The 17,107-nt window shown below is 70.5% G+C and carries 20 protein-coding genes; 11 read left to right on the top strand and 9 right to left on the bottom strand.

Translation table 11 applies throughout. The features are described from left to right. Nucleotides 1-119: 119 nt before the first annotated feature. On the top strand, nt 120-1,043 hold the full coding sequence (locus tag ACO1BU_RS20745; RefSeq protein ID WP_424137875.1) for a Bug family tripartite tricarboxylate transporter substrate binding protein: 924 nt from the start codon (nt 120-122) through the stop codon (nt 1,041-1,043). 146 nt (nt 1,044-1,189) lie between these two features. On the opposite strand, the gene ACO1BU_RS20740 is transcribed toward ACO1BU_RS20745, so the two are convergent. The 7 genes from ACO1BU_RS20740 to ACO1BU_RS20710 form a co-directional block, all read right to left on the bottom strand. Further along, nucleotides 1,190-1,468 carry a hypothetical protein gene (locus ACO1BU_RS20740; protein ID WP_424137874.1) on the bottom strand — a complete coding sequence of 93 codons (279 nt, stop codon included), beginning with the start codon at nt 1,466-1,468 and terminating at the stop codon, nt 1,190-1,192. Between the two features lie 25 nt (nt 1,469-1,493). After that, nucleotides 1,494-1,733: a type 2 periplasmic-binding domain-containing protein gene (locus ACO1BU_RS20735; protein WP_424137873.1), complete on the bottom strand. Its 240-nt coding sequence runs from the start codon at nt 1,731-1,733 to the stop codon at nt 1,494-1,496. After that, complete coding sequence (locus ACO1BU_RS20730; RefSeq protein ID WP_424137872.1) at nt 1,734-2,063, bottom strand: type 2 periplasmic-binding domain-containing protein; 330 nt, start codon at nt 2,061-2,063, stop codon at nt 1,734-1,736. 37 nt (nt 2,064-2,100) lie between these two features. Further along, entirely contained in the window at nt 2,101-3,540 is a 1,440-nt protein-coding gene (locus tag ACO1BU_RS20725; protein ID WP_424137871.1) for an NAD-dependent succinate-semialdehyde dehydrogenase, read from the bottom strand. 75 nt (nt 3,541-3,615) lie between these two features. Beyond that, nucleotides 3,616-4,785, bottom strand: coding sequence for an aromatic amino acid transaminase (locus ACO1BU_RS20720; protein ID WP_424137870.1), 1,170 nt, complete (start codon nt 4,783-4,785; stop codon nt 3,616-3,618). An 81-nt stretch (nt 4,786-4,866) separates the two neighbouring features. Next, entirely contained in the window at nt 4,867-6,063 is a 1,197-nt protein-coding gene (locus ACO1BU_RS20715; protein ID WP_424137869.1) for an amidohydrolase, read from the bottom strand. Between the two features lie 16 nt (nt 6,064-6,079). Then, nucleotides 6,080-7,702, bottom strand: a complete 1,623-nt coding sequence (locus ACO1BU_RS20710; RefSeq protein ID WP_424137868.1) for an ABC transporter substrate-binding protein — start codon at nt 7,700-7,702, stop codon at nt 6,080-6,082. A 146-nt stretch (nt 7,703-7,848) separates the two neighbouring features. Here ACO1BU_RS20710 and ACO1BU_RS20705 point away from each other — a divergent pair, with 146 nt between their 5' ends. Then, nucleotides 7,849-8,829, top strand: coding sequence for a Bug family tripartite tricarboxylate transporter substrate binding protein (locus ACO1BU_RS20705; RefSeq protein ID WP_424137867.1), 981 nt, complete (start codon nt 7,849-7,851; stop codon nt 8,827-8,829). Nucleotides 8,830-8,841: 12 nt separating this feature from the next. On the opposite strand, the gene ACO1BU_RS20700 is transcribed toward ACO1BU_RS20705, so the two are convergent. Further along, the gene (locus tag ACO1BU_RS20700; protein WP_424137866.1) at nt 8,842-9,420 is read right to left on the bottom strand and encodes a LysR substrate-binding domain-containing protein; all 579 of its coding nucleotides are present in this window, start codon (nt 9,418-9,420) and stop codon (nt 8,842-8,844) included. Between the two features lie 129 nt (nt 9,421-9,549). Here ACO1BU_RS20700 and ACO1BU_RS20695 point away from each other — a divergent pair, with 129 nt between their 5' ends. The 5 genes from ACO1BU_RS20695 to ACO1BU_RS20675 all read left to right on the top strand — a co-directional run bounded on the left by ACO1BU_RS20695 (nt 9,550) and on the right by ACO1BU_RS20675 (nt 12,742). Then, nucleotides 9,550-9,678 (top strand): hypothetical protein, encoded by a 129-nt coding sequence (locus ACO1BU_RS20695; protein ID WP_424137865.1) that lies wholly within the window; start codon nt 9,550-9,552, stop codon nt 9,676-9,678. 96 nt (nt 9,679-9,774) lie between these two features. Then, nucleotides 9,775-10,779 carry a CoA-binding protein gene (locus tag ACO1BU_RS20690; RefSeq protein WP_424137864.1) on the top strand — a complete coding sequence of 335 codons (1,005 nt, stop codon included), beginning with the start codon at nt 9,775-9,777 and terminating at the stop codon, nt 10,777-10,779. 121 nt (nt 10,780-10,900) lie between these two features. Further along, a complete protein-coding gene (locus ACO1BU_RS20685; RefSeq protein ID WP_424137863.1) occupies nt 10,901-11,383 on the top strand; it encodes a hypothetical protein in 483 nt (160 codons plus the stop codon). Continuing rightward, complete coding sequence (locus tag ACO1BU_RS20680; protein ID WP_424137862.1) at nt 11,323-11,922, top strand: acetate--CoA ligase family protein; 600 nt, start codon at nt 11,323-11,325, stop codon at nt 11,920-11,922. Before ACO1BU_RS20685 ends, ACO1BU_RS20680 begins: the two co-directional genes overlap by 61 nt. Nucleotides 11,923-11,935: 13 nt before the next feature. After that, the gene (locus ACO1BU_RS20675) at nt 11,936-12,742 is read left to right on the top strand and encodes a crotonase/enoyl-CoA hydratase family protein (RefSeq protein ID WP_424137861.1); all 807 of its coding nucleotides are present in this window, start codon (nt 11,936-11,938) and stop codon (nt 12,740-12,742) included. A 354-nt stretch (nt 12,743-13,096) separates the two neighbouring features. On the opposite strand, the gene ACO1BU_RS20670 is transcribed toward ACO1BU_RS20675, so the two are convergent. Further along, the gene (locus ACO1BU_RS20670; RefSeq protein WP_424137895.1) at nt 13,097-13,900 is read right to left on the bottom strand and encodes an IclR family transcriptional regulator; all 804 of its coding nucleotides are present in this window, start codon (nt 13,898-13,900) and stop codon (nt 13,097-13,099) included. Nucleotides 13,901-14,093: 193 nt separating this feature from the next. On the opposite strand from ACO1BU_RS20670, the gene ACO1BU_RS20665 reads away from it, so the two are divergent. The 4 genes from ACO1BU_RS20665 to ACO1BU_RS20650 all read left to right on the top strand — a co-directional run bounded on the left by ACO1BU_RS20665 (nt 14,094) and on the right by ACO1BU_RS20650 (nt 17,107). After that, nucleotides 14,094-14,417, top strand: coding sequence for a 2Fe-2S iron-sulfur cluster-binding protein (locus tag ACO1BU_RS20665; protein ID WP_424137860.1), 324 nt, complete (start codon nt 14,094-14,096; stop codon nt 14,415-14,417). Then, nucleotides 14,414-15,649 (top strand): NAD(P)/FAD-dependent oxidoreductase, encoded by a 1,236-nt coding sequence (locus ACO1BU_RS20660; protein ID WP_424137859.1) that lies wholly within the window; start codon nt 14,414-14,416, stop codon nt 15,647-15,649. Before ACO1BU_RS20665 ends, ACO1BU_RS20660 begins: the two co-directional genes overlap by 4 nt. Nucleotides 15,650-15,752: 103 nt before the next feature. Continuing rightward, entirely contained in the window at nt 15,753-16,433 is a 681-nt protein-coding gene (locus ACO1BU_RS20655; RefSeq protein ID WP_424137858.1) for a 3-oxoacid CoA-transferase subunit A, read from the top strand. Between the two features lie 20 nt (nt 16,434-16,453). Then, complete coding sequence (locus tag ACO1BU_RS20650) at nt 16,454-17,107, top strand: 3-oxoacid CoA-transferase subunit B (RefSeq protein ID WP_424137857.1); 654 nt, start codon at nt 16,454-16,456, stop codon at nt 17,105-17,107.

The following is a 17,107-nucleotide window of genomic DNA, read 5'->3' as shown; positions in this document are numbered from 1 at the left end:
CCGCAAGGGTGGGCCAGCAAAACCTGCTTCGCAGTCCGGCAGGTGAGAGAAGCGAGGAAGCAATGGTAACGTCCAGACGGACAATGATGCGCCGCCTAGCGCTGACCCTTGGAATAATCATGCCGCTTTCAGCCCAGGCGACGACTCCCTGGCCGCAGCGCACGATCCGGGTCGTCGTTCCCTACCCCCCCGGGGGACCGGCCGACATCATGGGGCGCCTTGCAGCCCAGAAACTCAGTGAGCGGCTGGGTGTGAACGCGGTTGTAGAGAACCGCTCGGGCGCGAGCGGGACCGTCGGAGCGGAGGCTGTCCGAGCGGCTACGCCCGACGGCTACACCTTGTTGGCCGCGCCGAGCGTGCACGTCATGGGACGTCAGGTGCTCCGGAACGTGCCATACGACCCTCTGGGCGACTTTACGCCGATCGCCCGGCTAGGCCAGGGCCCGCTGCTCGTCCTGGCCCATCCCTCGGTTCCCGGAACGACCATCGCGGAGCTGCTGCCGGCCATCCGGGCACGGCCCTCGAGCTTCTCCTTCGGCCTCTCGGCCTTCGGGGCTGCCAACCACCTGGCCGTGCTCGACTTCAACCGGCAGGTCGGCCAGGAGCTTCTGATCGTGCCCTATCGCGGCTCCGGCCCGGCTCTGACCGACCTCATCGCCGGCCAGATCCAGCTCATGATCGACCCCATGAGCGCCGCCCTGCCGCATGTGCGCGACGGCCGCCTCAAGGCCCTGGCCGTGACGAGCGCCCAGCGCAGCCCGATTGCGCCCGAGATCCCGACCGCCGCGGAAAGCGGCATGCCGGGGCTTGAATTCGCCTCCTGGTACGGGGTGTGGGGGCCGCGGGGTCTACCGGCGGAGATCGTCCAGCGTGTAAACGAGGCGCTGAACGCCGGCATGCGGGATCCGAGCGTGGTGGAGCGGCTGACAGCGCTTGGCAACGAGCCAGTAACCGAGACCCCGGCGGAATTTGCTGCCTTCATCGAGGCAGATGTCCGCCGCAACACCGAAATCCTCCAGCGGGCGCGTTACCAGCCGGAGTAGGAGACAGAGAAAGGGCCGCACGGCGATCCCGCCCGGCCCTTCCCAACCGGAACCCCGCTAGCGCATCGGCGGCGCGTATTGCAGCCCGCCGCGGGCCCAAGGTCGTTGATGCCGCCGGGCACACCGAGCGGGGCGATATTGCGGTTTCATCTCTCGCCGAGATTGCTCACCTGCCGCACGATCTGCGCGGTCCAGTCGTTGTTGACGCCCATCTGACGTCCGAGATCGCCGGTGCGGCCCAGGAAACTCTGCACCTCCGGGTTCTGGCTCGATTCTATCTGGGCCAGGTTGGCGCTAGCGATGCCGAGTTCTTCCGCCGAGATCATGGCGAAGAGCGACCAGCGAATGATGTCAAAGAAGCGCCAGTCGCCCTTGCGGAACATCGGCCCGAGCGGTTCCTTTAAGATGATCTCTGGCTGCAGCATGTAGCCTGCCGCGTTTGGTCCCTGGCTAGAGCGGAAGGAGGTGTCCGTGGAGTAGGCGTCGCAGCAGCGTGAAGCACGGGTTGCGGGTGCGGAAGTACTCCGCCGCGTTCAACTCGGTCGTCGTGCCCGGGGGCATGCAGATGGTCGCGCCGTTCAGCTCGGGCACAGACTTCACGCCGGAGTCGGTCCGCACCATGAAGTCTTGGCCATCGTAGAAGTTCACGCCGGTGAGGACGAGGCCGAGCGTCACCTTCCGTCCCAGCATTCAGGTGGTGTTGCGCGCCAGCAGGTCCACCTTCCCGGACTGGAGCAGGCTGACGCGCTGCCGCGGCGTGGCGGGCACATAGCGGACCTCGCGGGCGTCGCCGAGGATCGCGGCGGCGACGGCGCGGCACTTGTGCACGTCCAGCCCGGCATCGACGCCGCGGGCGTCCGGCAGGGCAAAGCCGGCGGTGGCCGGCGCCACAGCGCAGGCGACCGCGCCGCGCGCCCGGATGGCGGTCACCGTGTCCGCCGCGGGCTGGGCGAGCGCCGCCCCGGTGGCCAGGGCGCCGCCGAGCAGCACCGCCGCGGCGGTTCTCGGGGCTTTCCGCATGAGAGGAGGTCTCCTCCGCTCCTCGGGGGTGGTAGGTTCAGAAGGGGGCCTGGGTGATGAACTTGGTAACGAGGTAGGCTTCCAGGGCCTCGGAGCCGCCCTCAGAGCCATAGCCGCTGTCTTTGACGCCGCCGAAGGGAACCTCGGGAAGCGCGATGCCGACGTGGTTGATCGTCATCATCCCCGTCTCGACCCGCGCGCCGAGGGCCTGGGCCGTGGTGGCCGAGCCGGTGAAGGCATAGGCGGCGAGGCCGTAGGGAAGCCGGTTGCTCTCCTCCACCACCTCGTCGAAGTCTGAGAAGCGATTGATCAGCGCGAGCGGACCGAAAGGCTCCTCGTTCATCGCGCGCGCATCGAGCGGCACGTCCGTCACGACAGTCGGCTCGTAGAAGTAGCCCTTGTTGCCAATGCGGTTGCCGCCGGTGTGCAACCTCGCGCCGCGGCCCACGGCGTCCTGCACCAGCGCCTCGATCGTCGGCACGCGCCGATCGTTGGCAAGCGGCCCCATGGTGGTCCCCTCATCCATGCCGTTGCCGACCTTGATGGACTTCGCGTAGCTGGTGAAGGTTTCCAGGAACTCGTCGAAGCTGCGCTCCTGGATGAGGAAGCGGGTCGGGGACGCGCAGACCTGGCCTGCGTTGCGGAACTTCGTCGCCGCCAAGATGCGCGCCGCCTTCTCCACGTCGGTGTCGTCGAAGACGATCGCGGGCGCGTGGCCGCCGAGTTCCATCGTCGCCCGCTTCATGTGCTGGCCGGCGAGGCCCGCGAGCATCTTGCCAACCGGGGTAGAGCCGGTGAAGGTGATCTTGCGGATCACCGGGTGCGGGACGAGGTAGGAGGAGATCTCCGCCGGCACGCCGTACACCAGCCCGATCACCCCCTTTGGGATGCCCGCGTCGATGAAAGCACGGATCAGCTCGGCCGGTGAGGCCGGCGTCTCCTCCGGCGCCTTGACGATGATCGAGTTGCCGGTGGCGAGCGCGGCCGAGAGCTTGCGGACGACCTGATTGATCGGGAAGTTCCACGGCGTGAAGGCGGCCACGGGCCCAACCGGTTCCTTCATCACCAGCTGGTACACGCCCTCGACGCGGGCGGGGATGACGCGGCCGTAGGCGCGGCGGCCTTCCTCGGCCATCCAGTCGATGATGTCACCAGCGGCCAGCACCTCCATCTTCGCCTCGGGCAGCGGCTTGCCCTGCTCGGCAGTCAGGATGGCGGCGATGTCATCCGCGCGGCCGCGAAGGATATCGGCGGCCTTGCGGAGCAGCTTGTAGCGCTCGAAGACGGAGGTCTTGCGCCACACGGCGAAGCCGCGCTCCGCAGCGGCGAGTGCCTCGTCGAGGTCGGGTTTCTCGGCATGGGCGACGGTGCCGATCACCTCCTCGGTGGCCGGGTTGATGATCTCCAGCACCTTGCCGGAGCGCGCGTCGCGCCACTCGCCGTCGATGTGGAGCTGAACGTTCGGGTAGGCGGCCATGGGGCGGATCTCCGTCGAAGGATGTAGCTGGGATCACGGTCGCTCCGGCCGGCGGGCACACCCGCGCGGCCGGCGCTAGCCACGCCGCACCGCGGCGATAGCATCGGCGAAGCGCGGCACGTCGGCCAGCTGCAGGCCGGCGATGTTGATGCGCCCGGTGTCGGCCATGTAGACGGCGTGCGCCTCGCGCAGCCGCGCGACCTCGTCCCTCGTCACGGGCAGGGTGCTGAACATCCCCTCCTGCTCGGCAACGGCCGCCGTGCCGGGCAGCACCGGCGCCAGCCGGGATGCAAGCGCGGCGCGCAGCCCGGCGATGCGGCGGCGCATGCCGTCCAGCTCCCCCAGCCAGCGCTCCCGCAATGCTGCGTCGCCAAGGATGGTGGCGACGATCGCCGCGCCGTGCGCTGCGGGCATGGAGTAGGCGGTGCGCGCGAGCGACTCCAGCCCGGACTGCACCATCTCCCTCTGCGCCGGCGCGGTCTTCACGAAGAGTGCCCCGATGCGGTCGCGATAGAGGGCGAAGCACTTGGAGCAGGAAGCGGCGACGAACGCCTCCGGCACCACGTCGAGCACCGCGCGGACCCCGTCCAGGTCCCCTTCCACCCTCTCGCCGAAGCCGAGATAGGCGAGGTCGATCAGCGGCACCGCCCGACGTTCCGCGAGGATGCCTGCGATTTCCCGCCACTGCGCACGGCTCAGCCCCGCGCCCGTGGGATTATGGCAGCAGCCGTGCAGCAGCACCACGTCACCCGCCTCCATGCCGCCCAGGGTGGCGCGCACGCGGTCAAAATCCACGCGGCCCGTTTCCATGTCGACGTAAGGGTACTCCACCACCTTCAGCCGGCCTGCGCGGATGATGGCCTGGTGGTTCGGCCAGGTCGGCAGCCCCACCCAGATCCGCCGTGCCCCCGCGTCGTGCAACAGGTCGCAGGCCAGGCGGAGCGCTCCGGACCCGCCGATCGTCTGCAGCCGTGCCATATCGCCCGCAGCCTCGCCGAACAGCAGGGCCCCGAAGGCCGTCAGGAAGTCGCGGTCCCCCTCCAGCCCCTGGTAGCTCTTGCTGCCCTGCCGTTCCCAGATCAGCCGCTCCGCCTCCTTCACGGAGGCGAGCACGGGCGTGGCCCCGGTCTCGTCGCGGTAGACCCCGATTCCCAGGTCGATCTTACCGGGCCGAGTGTCCGCCGCGTAGAGCTCCAGCAGGCCGAGCAGCCCCTCCTGCTTCTGTACCTTCAATGTCTCAAGCACGAACCGCTTCCCTGTTCTGACTGCGTGAGGACGGGACGCCAGCCCCGTCGGACCCGGTCCCGGGCCGGCGCAGAGCCGCGCTCATGCCCCGAGCTGCAGCTCCTGGCCGACAACCTCGACCCACCAGGCGGCGCCGACCGTCAAAATCTTGTCATTGAAGTCGTAAAGCGGCGTGTGCACGGGGTGCCCGCCCTTCTCGCCCGGAGCCCCGTTGCCGATGCGCAGGAAGGCGCCCGGACGCTCGCGCGCGAGAAAGCTGAAGTCCTCCGCCCCCGTCGTCGCACGCTCCATCTCCAGGAAGCTGTCCGCGCCGGCGACGGCGCGCGCGGCCGCGACGCCGACGGCGAAGGGTTCCGCGGCGTTCTCCACCGGCGGATAGGTGCGGCGATAGGCCAGCTCGGCTTCGCACCCGTGCGCCGCCGCCAGCGATGTGGCCAGCTCCCGCATCCGCCGCTCGATCACGTCGTGCAGCGCGTCCTTCAGCGTGCGCGCGACGCCGTAGATCACCGCCTCCGCCGGGATGACGCTCGGCGAATCCTTCTGGCCGGTGCTGGCGTGGCCGACGCTGATCACCACTGTCTCGAACGGGGGCATGCTGCGGCTGACGATGCTCTGCATGTTGGTGATGAAGGCCGCCATCGGCAGCGTGCAGTCGGTCGCCAGGTGTGGGGCGGCGCCGCCGTGCCCGCCCGTGCCGCGGAAGGTGACCTGCCAGCGCGCCGCCGCCGCCGTCATGGTGCCGATCCGGCCGGAGAAGACGCCCGCCGGCCGGGCGGGATCGTTGTGCAGCCCGTAGACTGCGTCGCAGGGGAAGCGCTCGAACAGCCCCTCCTCCACCATCATCCGGCCGCCGCCGCCGCCCTCCTCGGCCGGCTGAAAAATGAAGTTCACCGTGCCGGCGAAGTCCGGGTTCTCCGCCAGATAGCGCGCGGCGCCGAGCAGCATGGCGGTGTGGCCGTCGTGGCCGCAACCGTGCATCTTGCCGGGGATGGTGGAGCTCCAGGGAGCGCCGGTGGCCTCCAGGATGTTCAGCGCGTCCATGTCGGCGCGCAGGCCGATCGCGCGCCGGCCCGGGCGGCGGCCCTTCAGCACGCCGACGACCCCGGTCTTCGCGATGCCCTCGTGCACCTCAATGCCCCATTCCCGTAGCTTGCCCGCGACGAGGGCGGCGGTCCGGACCTCCTCGTAGCAGGTCTCGGGGTGCCGGTGGATGTCCTGGCGGATGGCGATAAGCTCGGGCTCGTAGGTCTTGAGGGTGTCGAGCACGGATTGCGGCATGGTGCGGATCTCCGGGTCAGGTGGCGGGGCGGCAGAGCGACGCCATGGTCCGCTGGTCCACGCGCCCCTCGAAGGCGAGGCCGCGGCGCATGGCCCAGGTCGATACCTCGAAAAGGACGGGCAGGATGGAGTGGTCGTCCAGCGCGATCCGCCCCGCGCGCTCCAGCAGGGCGCGCCGCTCCGCCGGGCCGAAGGCGAGCATGGCCAGCTGCAGGGCCCGGTCCATCTCGGGGCTGGAATAGCCGTTGTTGTTGGCGCCGCCCCATCCCTCCCCCACGCCGCGCGTGCCGAGGATGGGGCGCAGCGTCTGCGAGGTCTCGCCGGAGCCGTTCGTCCAGCCGACGAGCCAGGCGCTGTAGCGGCGGTTGCGGGCATTGGTGAAGAAGGTGGCCGGCGGCGCGCTCTCGACAGCGGTCCGGATGCCGATGCGGGTCCAGAAGCCGGCGATGGCCTGGGCGAGCCGGACATCGTTCACGTAGCGTCCGATCGGGCTTACCAGGGTCAGGTCGAAGCCCTCCCCCCAGCCCGCCTCGGCCAGCAGGGCGCGGGCACGGGCGGGGTCCGCCCGCGGCGGGCGCTCCCGGTCCGGCAGGGTGCCAGCGATGGGCCTGGGCAGGAAGTCGCCCGCCGGCTTCGCGACGCCGCTCATTACCCGCGCCACCAGCGCCTCGCGGTCGAGCGCCAGGGACAGGGCCTGGCGGACGCGCACGTCCTTCAGCGGGTTGCGCCCATCCGTTCGGCCGATGCCGGGCGATGGTTCGCCGCTGACGTCGAGGCTGAGGAACATGAGGCGGTTTGAAAGTGTCTCGACCATGGTGAGGCGCGTGTCGCGCCCCATCGCCTCGACATTGTCGGTCGGCGGGTCCTCGATGAGGTCCACGTCGCCCGAGAGCAGCGCCGCTACGCGGGCGCCGCTGTCGGTGATCGGCCGCAGGATGGCCCGGCCGAAGGCGGGCGCCGGGCCCCGGTAGCGCTCGTTCCGCTCGAGCGTGATCTCGGCCCCGCGGTTCCAAGAGATGAAGCGGTAAGGTCCCGTCCCGATGAGCCCGGTGCCCGTGTTCATCTCCGCCGTGGTGCGCCCCTCCGGCGCCTCGCCCGAGGCAGCCGCCCTGGACAGGATCGGAAGCTGCGCCAGGTCGGACATGAGCAGCGGGTGGGGCTGCAACGTGGTGACGAGCAGCCTGTGCGGGCCGTCCGCCCGCGCGTTCCCGATCAGCGCGCCGTACATGCGGAAAGTCGAGGCCCCGTTCCGCACCTTCTTCAGCCGGTCCAGAGTGAAGATCACGTCCTCGGCCGTGAAGGGCTTGCCGTCGGAGAAGAGCACGTCCGGCCGCAGCTCGATCTCCCAGTTCAGCGGATCCCGGATCGTCCAGCGGGTCGCGAGCAGGGGACGCAGGTTGTAGCTGTTGTCCCAATCCACGAGCGGCTCGCAGATCTGGCAGATGACCGAGCTGTTGGAGGTGATGGCGTCGAACTGCGGGTCGAGCGAGGTCGGCTGCGACTTCATGCCGATTCGCAGCACGGCGGACTGCGCCGATGCGGGGCGCGGGGAGGCGGCCGCGGCACTGAGGAGCCCCGCTAGGCCACGGCGCGTCCAGCCCCGGCCGGGCACCTCGCCCCGCTCCATCGTCCAGAACATGCACACCTCCGATGCTGGGCGGGGTTGGGGCCCTAAGCCGTCCCGGACCGCCGGCCCTTATCCAGGGATGACCACTGGCAAGGCAGGCATAAAGTTGATATTGTCAACCAGATTCCCGTCAAGGGTGTTCGGAGGATTTCACGACCATGAAGCGCTCCCGCCGCGCCTCCCTGCTGCTCGCCTGCGTCGCTGCGCTCGGCTTGTCCTTCCCGCCCATGGCCCGGGCCGAGTTCCCGGACCGCCCGGTGCGGCTCGTCGTCCCCTTCGCTGCGGGTGGCGGCACGGATATCGTTGCGCGGCTCGTCGCCGCCCGTATGGGCGAGCGGCTCGGCCAGCCGGTCGTGGTGGACAACCGCGCCGGGGCGGGCGGCAGCGTCGGCTCGGACCTCGTGGCGAAGGCGCGACCGGACGGGTACACGATCCTGATGGCGACGGTCTCGACCCACGCCATCAACCCCGCGCTGTACCGCAACCTTCCCTTCGACCCGATCCGCGACTTCTCGCCCGTCTCCCTTCTCGTCACCGTGCCAGGCGTGGCGGTGGTAGGCACGGACCGGCCCTATCGCACTGCGGGCGAGTTGACGGCGGCCCTTCAGGCCCGGCCAGGCACGGTCACCTACGGATCGCAGGGCGTCGGCGGCATCGGCCACCTGATGGGAGAGATGTTCGCGCGGCAATCCGGTGGGCAGGCCGTCCACATCCCCTATCGCGGCGCGGCGCCGGCGATGCAGGACCTCGTCGCCGGCCGGATCGACGCGGTGTTCGACACGCTGCCCGGCGTGATCTCGCAGATACGCGCCGGCAGCGTGCGGCCGCTGCTCGTCGCCTCCCCCACCCGCCTGCCGGCCCTGCCGGACGTGCCGAGCGCGCCGGAGGCCGGCCTGTCCGACTTCATCGCGGCGACCTGGAACGCGCTGCTTGCCCCCGCGGGAACCCCGTCCGAGGCCATCCGGGCGCTGAACGAGGCTGCCGTCGCCGCGATCCGCGCCCCCGGCCTGCAGGAACAGCTCGCCGGGTTGAGCGCGGAGGTGGTCGCCTCCACGCCGGAAGCGCTGGGACGCTTCATGCGCGAGGAACTGGACCGCTGGGCGCCTGTCGTGGCAGCCAGCGGGGCGCAGATCGAGTAGCAAAGACCCCCTTCAGCGGGGTGCCCGGCCGATCAGCGGCGGATCCTCGGCAGCCAGGCATTCGCCGAGGTGGTCGAGGAAGGCCCCGACCTTCCGAGTCATCGCGCGGCCGGAGAAGGGGGTCGCGGACACCTCCAGTGGCGGGAAGCCCTCGCGCTCGGGCAAGCGCCTGAGGCGGCCGGAGCGGACATCCTGGCCGCACATGCCGTTCGGCAGCACGCCGACGCCCGCGCCGCAGAGAACAAGCTGGCGGACGAGGCCGATGTTGTTGGTCAGCACGCGGGCCCGCCGGTCGGGGGCGCCGGGACCCATGGCGAGGGCGCTGATGCCGTCCGCGACCTGCTGACCGGTCAGTATGAACTGCCAGGCCTCCGGCCGGCGCCCCCTCCGGAGGTAGTCGGGACTGGCGTAGAGCCCACGCGTCAGCGAGACGAGGTGCCGGTGCGCGGCCGCGTTGCCTGGCAAGGTGCCGACGTGCAGGGCGACGTCGTAATTCTCCTCCCGGACGTGATCCGCTTGGCCGGCACCCGCCTCGAATAGAGCGGCGCCGGGGATGCGCGGCAGGTCGCCATGCCGGAAGGGGTCGAGCATGCATCCTGAACACGACACGGCCCGGGCCGGCGCATCGCGCCGCGGGGTCTGGCCGGGCTCGGGCTCCTCGGTCTTCCCGCCCGGCGGGTCGGTGCGGCCGCCTTTCCGGTACGGCCTGTTCGCCTGGTGGTGCCGGTCCCGCCGGAGGACAGGCCGGACCTCCTCAGCCGCGTGCTGGCGGAGGCGCTGCGCCGCCGCCTCGAGCAGCCCGTGGTCGTCAAGAACCAGCCCGGCCCTGAGACGGCCCTCGCGGCCTAGTCCCTGAAGCGCCAGCCTCGGACGGGCACGCTCTCATGCTCGGGTGGTCCACCACCCTCTGCCACAGCCCAGCCCCACAGCAAGGAAACAACCACCATGGACGGATTGGCCGCCCACCCCGGCGCGGAGCGTCGCGCGCAGGCCCTCTCCCGCCTCCTCGACCCGCGCTCGGTCGCCATCCTCGGCATGTCCACCAAGCCGGACACGGCCGGGCACCTCGTCCTCCGCAACCTGCGCATGAACGGCTTCACCGGACCGATCCACCTCGTCGGCCGCAGCGCGGGCGAGGTGGACGGCCTCCCCGTCGAGACCAGCATCGCCACGCTGCCCGAGGGCGTGGACGTGGCCGTGCTCGCCCTGCCCGCCGCCGCGGTGGGGGAGGCGCTGGCCGCCTGCGCGGCGCGCGGCGTCAATTCCGCCGTCGTCTTCGCCTCCGGCTTCGCCGAGACGGGCGAGGCGGCGCGCGCGGAGCAGGACCGCCTCGGCCGGCTCGCGCGAGAGAGCGGCATGCTCGTGCTCGGGCCCAACTGCATCGGCTACACGAACTACGTCGCGGGTTTCACCGTCGGCTTCGTCAGCGTCAGCCGGGTGCCCCGCACGCCGGCGGGCGCGACGGACGCGGTGGCGATCGTGGCGCAGAGCGGCGGTCTGGCCAACCACCTCCGCCTCAGCCTCGATTTCCGCGGCGTGCCGGTCTCCTACAACATATCCACCGGCAACGAGATAGACCTCGGCCTCGGCGACTTCGTCCGGCACATGCTGGACGACTCGTCCACCCGCGTCGTCGCGATCTACGCCGAGCACATCCGGGACACCGCGTCCTTCTTCGCCGCGGCGGAGCGGGCGCGGGCGGTGGGCAAGCCCGTGGTGCTGATGCATGCCGGGCGCGGCGAGCGCGCGCAGGAGGCGGCGAAGTCCCACACCGGCGCGCTGGCCGGCGACCACGCGGTGATGCGCGTCAAGGCGGAGCGCGCGGGCGTCGTGGTGGTGGACACGCTCGACGAGCTGCTCGACGTCACCGAGATCCTCTCCCGCCATCCCCTCCCCGGGCGGCCTGGGGGTCGTCACCTTCTCCGGCGCCTTCTGCGGCATCGCGCATGACTTCTGCGAGGAGGCAGGCATCGCCGTCCCGCCCCTCTCCGAGGCAGGCGCCGCGGAGCTGGCGGGGCAGCTGCCCGCCTACATCGCAGCCCGGAACCCGCTCGACCTCGGGACGGAGGCCGTGTGGCGGCCGGAGCTGGTGGAGCGCGGCGTCTCCGCCCTGATGCGGGAGCCGGCGATCGGCGCCGTCGCCATCTCCATCGCGATCGTCTCGCCGGACCACGTGCTCGCCTTCCTGCGCGGCGTTGTCGCGGCGCGGACGGAGGTCGGGAAGCCGGTCGTGCTTTTCCTTCTCGGCGACGGCTCGCCTCTCCCACCTGCCCTCGTGGAGGCGGCGCGGACGGAGCGGGTCGTCCTCTCCCGCTCCGCCGACCGCTCGCTTCGTGCGCTGGGGCACGTGCTGCGCCGCCTGCCCCCGCCCACCCCGGACCAACGCGCCGCGGCCACCCTCCCCCCGTCGCACCGGCGCTGCCGCCCCTGTCCGCCCCCGGCACGCAGCCCGAATGGCTGGGCAAGCAAATCCTGGCCGCCGCCGGCATCCCCGTGCCCGCCGGCCGCCTCGCCGCAACCGTGGAGGACGCCGTCGCCGTCGCGCGCGAGATAGGCTACCCCGTCGTCCTGAAGGCCCAGGCCGCCGCGCTGGCGCACAAGACGGAGGCCGGCGGCGTCGTCCTGAACCTGACCGACGAGGAGGCCCTGCGGGCGGGCTGGCGCCGTCTGACGGACAGCGTCGCGGCCGCCCAGCCCGGGCTGCGTCTGGACGGCATTCTCGTCGAGGCGATGTCGCCCCGCGGGCTGGAACTGGTGGTGGGCGCGCGGCGCGACCCGCACTGGGGGCCGGTGCTGCTGGTCGGCCTCGGCGGCGTCGTCGTGGAGGCGCTGGGCGACGTGCGCCTGCTCCCGCCCGACGCAACCGAGGCGGAGATCACGGAGGCGCTCGGCCGGCTCCGGGCGGCGCGCCTTCTGCACGGCTTCCGCGGCGGGCCGCCGGTGGATGTCGGGGCGGCGGCCAGGGCAGCGCGCGCCGTGGGCCAGCTCATGCTGCGGCACCCGGAGATCACGGAGATCGACGTCAACCCCCTGATGGTCCACGCGCGCGGCGAGGGCGCCGTCGCGCTCGACGCACTCGTCGTGACCGCCTGACCGAGGAAGCCCCATGGAACAGCCCCTCGTCACCTACGAGCTGGACGGCGCGGTCGCGCTCATTGGTCTGAACCGGCCGGACAAACGCAACGCGATGAACGACGCCGTCCTCCACGCGCTCCGCGACGCCGTTCTCCGCGCCGGGGAAGAGGCGGATGCCGGCGTGCTCTTCGGCCACGGCGGCAACTTCTCCGCCGGCCTAGACCTCGCGGAGCTGGCCGCGCGCCTGGACCCCGCGGCGCCGCGCCCGCGCAAGCGCCCGCCGCGGCATCTCTGGCACGCCACCTTCGACCTAATCGCGCGCGGCAACGTCCCCTTCGTCGCGGCCCTCCACGGCGCGACGATCGGCGGCGGGCTGGAGCTCGCGGCAGCGGCCCATATCCGCGTGGCAGACGAGACCGTCCTTCTCGGCCTGCCGGAGGGCCAGCGAGGTATCTTCGTCGGCGGCGGCGGCTCCGTCCGCATCCAGCGGATCGTAGGCTACCCGGCCATGGCCGACATGATGCTCACGGGTCGGCTCCTTTCCGCGGGGGAGGCGGGGGAGCTGCGGCTGGCGCAGTACGTGGTGCCACCGGGCCAGACCCTTTTGAAGGCCAGGGAACTGGCGTCGACCATCGCCGGCAACACGCCGCAGACCAACTGGATGATTACGAACGTCCTGCCGCGCGTGAACGACCTCTCGCACGACGGCCTGTTCATGGAGTATCTGAACTCCTCCATGACACGCTCCCCGGAGGCCCTGCAACGGCTGAACGACTTTCTGCAGAAGCGGGCTCGGCCCCTGGCGCCACCGTCCCGAGCCGCATCCGGCGACGGGTAACAAAGGGCGCAGTCTACCATCGGTGCTGTCCACCCTTGCGGGCTTCATGCGCCGAATGTCCCGCACGGTCCGATCCAGAGGCCTGCAGAAATGATAGGACCACGACCGGCGGTGATCCGTCGGCGCAGGAGGGGTTGAGGACGAGCGTGAACGGTATTCCGCGGCGCTGGATGCAGCTGGCGACCTCTCCATCGAGCCCGCGGTCGCGGACGCTTCCACACTCCCCAAGCCCATCGCCGGCGGGGTGGAGCGATGGCGCCCCGTCGTCGACGCCGTGAAGGCAAAGGGTCTCTGACCGCGTGGCCGGATCATCGGGCCTGCCTCCCGCCGGCCGCTATCCTCGATGGGCCGGTCCTAGCGGCCAGCGGACCGAGTGTGCTGGCTCGGTGGGGTTCCGCCGAGCGCGACCGTGATCTCGTTGGCCGCCTCGATCGCCAGGTTTCCGAAGTGCCGGGCCTGCGACGGGTCGATCCGGGCCTCGGGACCGAATACCCCGACTGAGCCGGCGACCTGCCCGCCGGCTCGAAAGTAGGGGGCCGCGATGGCCACGGCGCCGCGGAACACCTCGCCGAGGCTGATCGACATGCCCTCCTCCCGGCAACGCTGAAGGTCGGCCGTCAGGCGCGCCCGGTCCACCTCCGCCGGCAGCGACCGCCACACCGCTTGGGCCCGGGCGTCGTCCTCCATCACATGCGCCAGGATAGCCTTCCCGCTCGCGCCGCGGCTGATGTGCTCCGTCTCGCCCACGCCCCGCATGATGCTGAGGACGTGGCGGCTGGGCATTTCCAGCACGCAGAGCCGCTTGTCGTTCTGCAGAACAAAGAGAGCCGCGGTCTCGCCCGTCACGTCGCGCAGGCGCTCCAACACTGGGCGCGCGATGGCCACCACGTCGATCTCCGAGGCCCAGACATGGGCCAGCGACATCACGGCCGATCCCAGGCCGAAGCGCTGGGGCTCGCCCGAGGCCTGCACGAAGCCGCTGGCGGTGAGGGTCTGGAGGAGCCGGTACAGGGTGGGACGGCTGATCCCGGTAAGGCGCTGCAGTTCCACAACGGTTAGGCGCGGGCGCTCGCTCGTAAACGCCTTGAGGATGGCGACCGCGCGCTGCACAGCGCGGACGCTCTCACCCTCTCCGGCCTCCGTGACGTTGGTGGACATACTCAACTTGATTGCTCCCCCAGAGGTTCCCTATAGTGCTCTTGAGATTGCTGTCCGCTGTTCGGACATCAACCCTCCCCGCCCGGGGTCCTCGATAATGCCACCGATCGGTTCAGCGCCGAAGGGGCCAAGCCCGCGTCCACCGGGTCCATCGGCCCAGTTCGGGCGCACCAGAACGTGAAAGGGAGTAGGAATGCCTGAAGTCACTTACATCACCGTCGATGGAACCGAGCGCAAGGTTGAGGTACCGGAGGGCCGCTCCGTCATGCAGGGCGCCATCCAGAACGGCGTTCGGGGGATCGAGGCTGAGTGTGGCGGTGTGCTCTCCTGCGCGACCTGCCACGTTTATGTGGACCCGGACTGGGTGGACCGGCTGGAACCGCCAAGCGAGGACGAGGAGGACATGCTCTCCAACACCGCCGCCGAGCGTCGCCCAGGTAGTCGCCTGAGCTGCCAGATCGAGATGACCGACGACCTGGATGGCCTGCGGGTCCAGATCCCCGAGACGCAGTCGTGAGCGACGGCCTCGTCGTCCTCGGCGCATCCTACGCCGGGGTGCAGATCGCGGTGAGCGCGCGGGAGAGTGGCTACGACGGCCCGATCGCCATCATCGGCGATGAGGCCGAGCTGCCCTACCAGCGCCCACCCCTCTCGAAAGGCTACCTCTCCGGCAAGGTAGACGATGCTGCTCTGCTCCTGCGGAGCGCCGGCTTCTACGAGGAGCATCGGATCACGCTGCACCTCGGCACCGGCGCTACCGCAGTGGACCGACGCGGCCGGGCGGTGGTGCTGGCGGACGGGACCGAGCATCGCTTCGACCGCCTGGCCTTCGCGACGGGCAGCCGGGCCCGCACCCTTCCCCTCCCCGGCGCCGATCTGGACGGAGTGTACACTCTGCGCTCGCTCGTCGACGCGCGCCGGCTGCTCGTCGCGATGAAGACGGCGGAGCGGGCGGTCGTGGTGGGCGGTGGCTACATCGGGCTGGAGGTCGCCTCGACCCTCGTTACGGCTGGCTGTCAGGTGACCATCCTTGAGGCCTCGGACCGCCTCCTCTCCCGCGCCGCGGCCCCGCCGCTCGCGGCCTTCGTGACGGACATTCACCGCAGCCGCGGCGTGGAGATCGTCACAGGCGTGCAGGCGACCCGCATCCTCGGCGAGGAGGGCCGGGTCACGGCGGTGGAGAGCACCGATCACGTCTCTCGCCCGGCAGATCTCGTCCTCGTCGCGGCCGGCGCCGTTCCGAATGGGGAGCTAGCCGTGGCGATCGGGCTAGCCTGCGATCAGACAGCCATCATCGTCGACGCCTGTGGCCGCACCAACGAGCCGGAGGTGCTGGCGGCCGGCGACTGTGCGGTCACACGCCAGGGAGCGGCGGTGCTGCGCCTTGAGTCCATCCAGAACGCAACCGACCAGGGCCGCGCCGCCGGGAAGATCGTGGCTGGACGGGTCGAGGAGCACCCGGCAGTGCCCTGGTTCTGGTCCGACCAGTACGACCTGAAGCTTCAGATGGCTGGCCTCGTCGCGGGGTACGACCAGCACGTGATCCGCGGCAGGATGGAGTCAGGCCGCTTCAGTATCTACTACTTCCAAAAGGACCACTTGATCGCCGTTGATACGGTAAACAAGCCAGGCGATCACCTCACCGCACGCAAGCTCATTGCCGCGCCGGCCGGTATCACGCCGGAGGCCGCGGCGGACGAGAGCGTGGATCTGCGTTCCTTCCTGAAGGCTCGAGCGGCGCCGGCCTGACGGGCGCCACGGCCGGTCTGGCCGCGGATCACGGCGAAGCACCGAGATGCCGGGCTGCAGAAGCAGCAGCCCGGTAACGCTGTTTGAAAGGAGAGAAGCAGACGTGATCAACAAGATCGTCCGTGACATGGCCGCCGCCATGGAGGGCGTGAAGGATGGCAGCACCGTTCTCGTCGGCGGCTTCGGCGCCGCCGGCCAGCCCGACGACCTGATCGAGGGCCTGATCGAGCAGGGCGCGAAGGACCTCACCATCGTCGCCAACAATGCCGGCAGCGGCCGCACCGGCCTCGCCCGCCTGATGGAGCTGGGCCGCGTCCGCAAGATCATCTGCTCCTTCCCGCGCAGCGCCGGCTCCGTGGTGTTCGAGGAGCTGTACAAGGCCGGCAAGCTCGAACTCGAAATCGTCCCCCAGGGCACGCTGGCCGAGCGCATGCGCGCCGCCGGCGCCGGCATCCCCGCCTTCTTCACCCCCACCGCCGCCGGCACGAAGCTCGGCCAGGGCAAAGAGACACGCGAGTTCAACGGCCGTCTCCATGTGATGGAATACGCCCTGCCCGGCGATGTCGCGCTGGTGGAGGCCTGGGAGGCCGACCGCTGGGGCAACCTTACCTACCGGCGCAGCGGCCGCAACTTCAACCCGGTGATGGCGATGGCGGGCAAGCTCACCATCGTGCAGGCCCACAACATCGTCGAAATCGGCGAGATCGAGGGCGAGCGCGTTGTCACACCGGGCATCTTCGTGGACCGCATCGTCAACGTGAAGCGCGGCGCCCCCTGGGCCTGACGAGAAGAAGGAGAGCAGCGATGGAACCCTGGTCCCGCATCCAGATGGCCGGCCGCGTCGCGCAGGACATCCCCGAGGGCTGGTACGTCAATCTCGGCATCGGCATCCCGACCCTCGTCGCCGACCACGTTCCGCCCGAGCGCGAAGTCGTCCTGCATTCGGAAAACGGCATCCTCGGCATGGGCCCCGCGCCGGAGAAGGGCAAGGAAGACGCCTGGCTGATCAATGCCGGCAAGCAACCCGTCACGCTCCGCGCCGGCGGCAGCTACTTCCACCACGCCGACAGCTTCGCGATGATCCGCGGCGGTCATATCGACCTCTGCGTGCTCGGCGCCTTCGAGGTGGCCAGCAACGGCGACATCGCCAACTGGGCCACCAGCGAGAATGACACCGCCCCTGCCGTGGGCGGCGCCATGGATCTCGCCGCTGGCGCCAAGCGCGTCTGGGTGATGATGGAGCACACGACCAAGGACGGCCGCCCGAAGCTGGTGGAGAAATGCTCCTACCCGCTGACGGCCATGCAGGCCGTGTCGCGCATCTACACCAACCTCGCCGTGCTGGACGTGACGGAAAACGGCTTCGCCGTGCGCGACCTCGCCCCTGGCGTGACACTCGATCACCTCCACAGCGTCACCGCCGCCCCCCTGCAAGGCCCCTTGGCGGCCCGCGCCTGA

Origin of the sequence: Roseomonas chloroacetimidivorans (assembly GCF_049629625.1) — a bacterium.
GTDB classification, from domain to species: domain Bacteria; phylum Pseudomonadota; class Alphaproteobacteria; order Acetobacterales; family Acetobacteraceae; genus Roseomonas; species Roseomonas chloroacetimidivorans.
The sequence above is the reverse complement of the archived record's forward strand: the minus strand, read 5'-3'. Positions and strand labels throughout refer to the sequence as shown.

Coding starts and splice junctions, on each gene's coding strand:
- ACO1BU_RS20725 (WP_424137871.1), bottom strand. CDS start 3,540: ATGGCCGCCTACCCGAACGTTCAGCTCCACATCGACGGCGAGTGGCGC.
- ACO1BU_RS20740 (WP_424137874.1), bottom strand. CDS start 1,468: ATGCTGCAGCCAGAGATCATCTTAAAGGAACCGCTCGGGCCGATGTTC.
- ACO1BU_RS20735 (WP_424137873.1), bottom strand. CDS start 1,733: ATGCTGGGACGGAAGGTGACGCTCGGCCTCGTCCTCACCGGCGTGAAC.
- ACO1BU_RS20670 (WP_424137895.1), bottom strand. CDS start 13,900: ATGTCCACCAACGTCACGGAGGCCGGAGAGGGTGAGAGCGTCCGCGCT.
- ACO1BU_RS20730 (WP_424137872.1), bottom strand. CDS start 2,063: ATGCGGAAAGCCCCGAGAACCGCCGCGGCGGTGCTGCTCGGCGGCGCC.
- ACO1BU_RS20650 (WP_424137857.1), top strand. CDS start 16,454: ATGGAACCCTGGTCCCGCATCCAGATGGCCGGCCGCGTCGCGCAGGAC.
- ACO1BU_RS20715 (WP_424137869.1), bottom strand. CDS start 6,063: ATGCCGCAATCCGTGCTCGACACCCTCAAGACCTACGAGCCCGAGCTT.
- ACO1BU_RS20710 (WP_424137868.1), bottom strand. CDS start 7,702: ATGTTCTGGACGATGGAGCGGGGCGAGGTGCCCGGCCGGGGCTGGACG.
- ACO1BU_RS20705 (WP_424137867.1), top strand. CDS start 7,849: ATGAAGCGCTCCCGCCGCGCCTCCCTGCTGCTCGCCTGCGTCGCTGCG.
- ACO1BU_RS20700 (WP_424137866.1), bottom strand. CDS start 9,420: ATGCTCGACCCCTTCCGGCATGGCGACCTGCCGCGCATCCCCGGCGCC.
- ACO1BU_RS20665 (WP_424137860.1), top strand. CDS start 14,094: ATGCCTGAAGTCACTTACATCACCGTCGATGGAACCGAGCGCAAGGTT.
- ACO1BU_RS20745 (WP_424137875.1), top strand. CDS start 120: ATGCCGCTTTCAGCCCAGGCGACGACTCCCTGGCCGCAGCGCACGATC.
- ACO1BU_RS20675 (WP_424137861.1), top strand. CDS start 11,936: ATGGAACAGCCCCTCGTCACCTACGAGCTGGACGGCGCGGTCGCGCTC.
- ACO1BU_RS20690 (WP_424137864.1), top strand. CDS start 9,775: ATGGACGGATTGGCCGCCCACCCCGGCGCGGAGCGTCGCGCGCAGGCC.